General features: G+C 69.2%; 5 protein-coding genes and 1 pseudogene. 4 read left to right on the top strand and 2 right to left on the bottom strand.

The window, feature by feature from the left end:
* Positions 1–161: 161 nt before the first annotated feature.
* Entirely contained in the window at positions 162–1,961 is a 1,800-nt protein-coding gene (locus tag ACFYXB_RS11075; protein ID WP_389580288.1) for an endonuclease/exonuclease/phosphatase family protein, read from the bottom strand.
* 193 nt (positions 1,962–2,154) lie between these two features.
* Here ACFYXB_RS11075 and ACFYXB_RS11070 point away from each other — a divergent pair, with 193 nt between their 5' ends.
* The 4 genes from ACFYXB_RS11070 to ACFYXB_RS11055 all read left to right on the top strand — a co-directional run bounded on the left by ACFYXB_RS11070 (position 2,155) and on the right by ACFYXB_RS11055 (position 5,013).
* Positions 2,155–2,475, top strand: a complete 321-nt coding sequence (locus ACFYXB_RS11070; RefSeq protein ID WP_351366082.1) for a multidrug efflux SMR transporter — start codon at positions 2,155–2,157, stop codon at positions 2,473–2,475.
* Positions 2,475–3,008 carry a TetR/AcrR family transcriptional regulator gene (locus ACFYXB_RS11065; RefSeq protein WP_389580285.1) on the top strand — a complete coding sequence of 178 codons (534 nt, stop codon included), beginning with the start codon at positions 2,475–2,477 and terminating at the stop codon, positions 3,006–3,008. The genes ACFYXB_RS11070 and ACFYXB_RS11065 overlap by 1 nt, the downstream gene beginning before the upstream one ends.
* A 210-nt stretch (positions 3,009–3,218) precedes the next feature.
* Entirely contained in the window at positions 3,219–4,208 is a 990-nt protein-coding gene (gene dapD, locus ACFYXB_RS11060) for a 2,3,4,5-tetrahydropyridine-2,6-dicarboxylate N-succinyltransferase (RefSeq protein ID WP_389580282.1), read from the top strand.
* A gap of 238 nt (positions 4,209–4,446) precedes the next feature.
* Positions 4,447–5,013 carry a hypothetical protein gene (locus ACFYXB_RS11055; RefSeq protein ID WP_389580280.1) on the top strand — a complete coding sequence of 189 codons (567 nt, stop codon included), beginning with the start codon at positions 4,447–4,449 and terminating at the stop codon, positions 5,011–5,013.
* Here ACFYXB_RS11055 and ACFYXB_RS11050 read toward each other — a convergent pair.
* Positions 4,942–5,366: pseudogene (locus ACFYXB_RS11050) on the bottom strand (hypothetical protein); the annotation flags it as partial. The gene ACFYXB_RS11055 and the pseudogene ACFYXB_RS11050 sit on opposite strands and share 72 nt — an antisense overlap.

Below are 5,366 nucleotides of genomic sequence, written 5' to 3'. Positions count from 1 at the left end.
GGTTTCTTTCATCCCCCCGGGCCCCCCCCCCCGCCCAATGCGCTGCGCGGGGGGGGGGGGGGGGGGGGGGGGGGGGGGGCGGCCGGGGGGGGGGGCCGGGGGGGGGGGGGGGGGGGGCCCCCCGGGGGGGGGCCCCCCCGCCTCATGTCTTCTCAGGTGCTTCAGGGCGTGATGCGCGCGACCTGCGGGTCGTGGTCGCTCGTCTGGTCGGAGAACTCGCTGTTGATGTGCACGATGTCGTAGTCGATGTTGCTGATCGACGAGCTGACCAGGGTGTGGTCGAGCACCTGCGAGTTGCCGTCGTAGACGTACGTGTACCGCTCCGACGCCGGCAGTGTGTCCACCAGGTCGGTCAGCACGCCGCCCTCGAGGTTGGCGACCGACGTGGAGAACTGGAAGTCGTTCAGGTCACCGAGCACGATCACATGCGCGCTCGACTGAGCGGCGAGGATCGAGTCCACGAAGGAGTTGACCACCGAGCCCTGGCTGTTCCGCTGCGTCTCCGAGGAGCGGGCCGGCGGCTGGTACTGGCTGTGCAGCGGCTGGTCGCCGCCCTTGGAGACGAAGTGGTTGGCGATCAGGAAGTACTTCTGCCCGCCGAAGGTGAACTCCGCGGCGAGCGGCTTACGGCTCGCGGACCAGGCCGAGTTGCTGGGCGCGATCCGGCCCGGGTTGTACGCCAGCTGCGCGACCCCGCCGCTGCTGGTCACCGAGTTCGCGGTGGTGGCGGTGGCGCTGCCGCGCGCGGTGAAGCCGACCCGGGCGGAGTTGTAGAGGAAGACCTGGCGGATGTTGCCGCCGGGCTCACCGCCGTCCGCGTTGTTCGTCGGGTTGATCTGCGTGTACGAGTACGTCGGACCGCCCGCCGTGCCGATCGCGGAGATCAGCTTGGACATGGTCGTGGTCGCGGAGACCGTGCCGTTGTCCGCCGGCCCGTCGTTGTCCTGGACCTCCTCGAGGGCCACGATGTCCGGCGACTTGAGGTTGTTCACGATGCCCTGGGCGAGCGCCGTGAACTTCGAGGCGGGGTCGGTCGGGTCGAGGTTCTCCACGTTGTACGTCGCCACCGACAGCTGACCCGAGGTCCCTGCCGTCGTCGTCTCCTTGGCCACGCCGCCCGAGGTGAGCGCGCCCACCGAGGTGGCGGCGAGGTTGTAGCCGCCGTAGGAGCTGTAGTCCAGGACGCCCGTGGCGCTCGCGAAGCTGTCGCCCACGGTGGCCTTCGGGAAGGCCGTCGAAAGCAGCGAGGTGAGCTCCAGACGGCCCGAGTTCTGGCTGTCGTACGAGGAGTACAGCGAACCGCCGCGGGCCGAATTCACCTGCGCGGGCTTCACGTTGACCCACGTCTCGTCGTACGCGTTCGTCGCCCCGATCACCGGCGTGCTGCCGATGGCGACCCGCATGCCCTCCAGGGACTCGTAGTAGTCCAGGGCGTACGTCGTCGGGGCCAGGGCGAACGAGTTGATCGAACCGCCGTTGTTGGTCCGGGTGTAGGCGGCCGGGACCGTGGCGTCGCTGATCGTCACGGCCGAAGGCAGCGCGTTCCCGGTCGAGTTGGTGGTCCAGGACGCGCTGCTCAGCTCGGTCAGCGACTGGCTGCCGCCGGCGGAGTCCGGGTAGTACTCCGAGACCCTGCCGGTGACGGTCACGCTGTTGCCGACCGCGGTGTTGATCGAGCTGCTGCCCCGGTAGACGAAGATCGCGTCACTGGTGGCCGCGTTGCCGTCGCCGGTCGTGCTCTGGATCCAGAAGCCGCGCGACGAGCCTGTGGAGCGGATGGCGGTGACGATGCCGGTCGTGGTGACCGTCGAGCCGTTGTGGGGGGAGATCCGGGTCGAGCCCTGGATCGCGGAGATGGAGTAGGTGGCCGCGTGCGCGCTGGCCGGCAGGGCGATCAACGTGGCCGAGGCGAGCAGCCCGGCGGCCACGGCACGGGTGGTGAGCCCGCGTGTTCTGTCCATGTGCGTCCCTTCAACAGTTGCCTGACTGGGGGGAGTTGGAGCACGGACGTACATGAGCGACTGGTCGCGGAGATTTCTATGCGCCGAGAGTTACGGGGTGATGTACGGAGCGTGTTCCACGCATGCCGTCTACGCGCGTCGTTCGTGACCGCGCGCCACGTCCCGTACAACGCCGTTATGTACGCTCGTACACATGGGATACCTGTTGCTCGCCGGAGCCATAGCGGCCGAGGTGACCGCCACGACGGCGATGAAGTACAGCGAGGGTTTCAGCAGGCTGTGGCCCTCCCTGCTGACCGCCCTCGGCTACCTCGTCTCCTTCCTCCTGCTCGCCCAGACGCTGAAGACCGTGTCGATCGGTACGGCGTACGCGATCTGGTCCGGTGTGGGCACCGCGACCATCGCCGTGCTCGGCCTGATGCTCTTCGGCGAGGGCCTGAGCGTCACCAAGGTGGCGGGGATCGTGCTCATCGTCGGGGGAGTGGTGGTGCTGAACCTGGGCGGTGCGCACTGATGCCCCGGCGCTACGACCCCGAGCGGCGGCAGCGGATCATCGACGCGGCGATCCGGGTCGTCGGCGCGAAGGGCATCGCCGGCCTGAGCCACCGCTCCGTCGCCGCCGAGGCGGACGTGCCGCTGGGCTCCACGACGTACCACTTCGCCACCCTCGACGAACTACTGGTCGCCGCTTTGCGACAGACCAACGAGGGCTTCGCGAAGATGCTGGCCGAACGAACGCCCGAGGGCGGCCGGGGCGACCTCGCGACGGACCTGGCCCGCGCGGCTGGGGACTGGCTCGGCGGCGACCGTACGGGGGTGGAGCTGGAGTACGAGCTGTACCTGGCCGCCCTGCGACGCCCCGCGCTACGACCCGTCGCGGCGGAGTGGACGGAGGAGACGGCCGACCGCCTGGCGGCACGCACGGACCAGGTGACGGCACGGGCGCTGCTCGCACTGCTCGACGGAATCTGCCTCCAGACGCTGCTGACGGGGACGCCGTACGACGAGGGGTATGCGCGCGAGGCGCTGGCTCGGCTGATTCCTTGAGGGGCGCTTCGTACGACTGGGAGTACGCGCGAGGCGCCGGCCCGGCTGATTGCCCGAACGCGTGAGGCGCTGGTCGGCCTGATCCCCTGACTGCGTGCCCGGCGCTTGAGAGACGTCCGGTTCGGCTGATCCCCCGAACCCGCGCCCGGCACCTGAGACGCCCCGCTCACCGGTTCGCCCGTGCGAGGCCCCTCACGTTAGGTTTCCCCTATGACCGACACGACTGCTCCCCGCACCACCGGCGCCGTTGCCGCCGGCCTCGCCACCGTCGCCGCCGACGGCACCGTTCTCGACACCTGGTTCCCCGCCCCCGAGCTGGCCGTGGAGCCCGGCCCGTCCGGCACCGAGTCGCTGTCGGCCGAGCGGGCCGTGGCACTCATCGGAGAGGGCGCCGCGCAGGCGATCGGCCCCGACGCCCGCCGCAATGTCGAGGTGGTGGCGGTCCGCACGGTCATCTCCTCGCTCGACGCGAAGCCCATCGATGCGCACGACGTCTATCTGCGTCTGCACCTGCTCTCCCACCGCCTGGTCAAGCCGCACGGCCAGAGCCTGGACGGCATGTTCGGCTTCCTCGCCAACGTCGCCTGGACCTCGCTCGGCCCGGTCGCCGTCGACGACATCGAGAAGGTGCGCCTCAACGCCCGTGCCGAGGGCCTGCACCTCCAGGTCACCTCCATCGACAAGTTCCCGCGCATGACGGACTACGTCGCCCCGAAGGGCGTCCGCATCGCCGACGCCGACCGGGTCCGCCTGGGCGCCCACCTCGCCGAGGGCACCACGGTCATGCACGAGGGCTTCGTGAACTTCAACGCGGGCACGCTGGGCACGTCGATGGTCGAGGGCCGCATCTCGGCCGGTGTCGTGGTCGGCGACGGTTCGGACATCGGCGGCGGCGCCTCCACCATGGGCACGCTGTCCGGCGGCGGCAACGTGATCATCTCCATCGGCGAGCGCTGCCTGATCGGCGCCGAGGCGGGCGTCGGCATCGCGCTCGGGGACGAGTGCGTGGTCGAGGCGGGCCTCTACGTCACGGCCGGCACCCGGGTCACGATGCCCGACGGCCATATCGTCAAGGCGCGGGACCTGAGCGGCGCCTCCAACATCCTCTTCCGCCGCAACTCGCTCTCCGGCAAGGTCGAGGCCCGCCCGAACAACGCGGTCTGGGGCGGCCTGAACGACATCCTGCACAGCCACAACTGATCACGGGCGGCCGTGACCTGCGGCCGCCTAATCGGTCAATGCTCTGAACTGCCGCTGAGCTGTTGGCAGTTGTCGACGTTGGTCACTGTTGAGCGCCCTTCCACGGCCCGAGGACGGCCCGGGAGGGCGCTCGTGTGTGAGCAATTTACTGCGTATTGCACTCAGTGGAGTATTAGGCATATTTCAGGTAGTTTCGTGTGCTAACGCCATGGATCGTCTCCACCCTAGGGACAAAAACATGGGTGTGCAGGTCAGGGGGATCATCGCAGCCCGCGGCACCGCCGTTCGGTCGCTCGGGCAGGTGATCGCCCCGAAGCGGCTCTCCCGGCGGATGCGGGAAGAGGGCCGGCCGTTTGAGCCGGCGCTCCTGATTCCGCTGCTGGTGATCGTGCTGGCCTCGGTGGCGGCCTTCTTCACGCCCCACCTGCAGTTCTACCGGTTGCTCGGGGCGACGCCGGCGCTGGCCGCGGCGATGTTCTCCGTGGCCGGCACGCTGGGCATCGGGCTGCTCGCCCTGATAGCCGGGTTCGCCATCACCGCCGCCGACCACAATCTGGGCCAGACACCGGGCAACTGCATCTCTGTGCGCCGCCATCTGTGGTCGTTGATGGGCACGACGGGTGTCAGGGCGGAAGGAAGCCACGATGCAGGCAACTCGCGAGCCCGAAAAGCACGGTGGCCGACTGCCCCGGGGCCGGGTGCCGGCCTCGGGGCAGACGGTCATTGTGGTTGGTCAGCTGAGCGAGGTGAGGAGGGTGTTGAGTGCCTTGGCCTCGGTGGCCTTGTCCGGGTTCGGAGCGCGTAGCGCGGTCAGGACGTGGTCGATTTCGCTGTCGAGGAAGTGCCAGGCTTGCTCGTTCTTGGGCTCGAGGGTGGGTTGGTCGTCGTCCCATGCGGTCTCGAGATCGGTTACCCGGGTGGTCGCGGCTGCCTGATCGCCCGAGTTGAGCTTCGTCAGGGTGTCGGCTGCGATCGTGCGGAATTTCGCGATCTCGGCCGGAGGAAACGGTGACGTCGCCTGCTTCGGGGTGAGATGGGCGGTCGTGGGTGCGGGGGCGTCGTTCTCGCTGGCCGCCGCCGCGTGGGGCTGCTGGTGTGCCCAGACGAGAAGCGCTGCAGTTGCGACCGCTACAACGGCGTAGTAACCGAGCATGATCC

This window comes from Streptomyces sp. NPDC002619, from assembly GCF_042889305.1.
Lineage (GTDB): Bacteria > Actinomycetota > Actinomycetes > Streptomycetales > Streptomycetaceae > Streptomyces.
The sequence above is the reverse complement of the archived record's forward strand: the minus strand, read 5'-3'. Positions and strand labels throughout refer to the sequence as shown.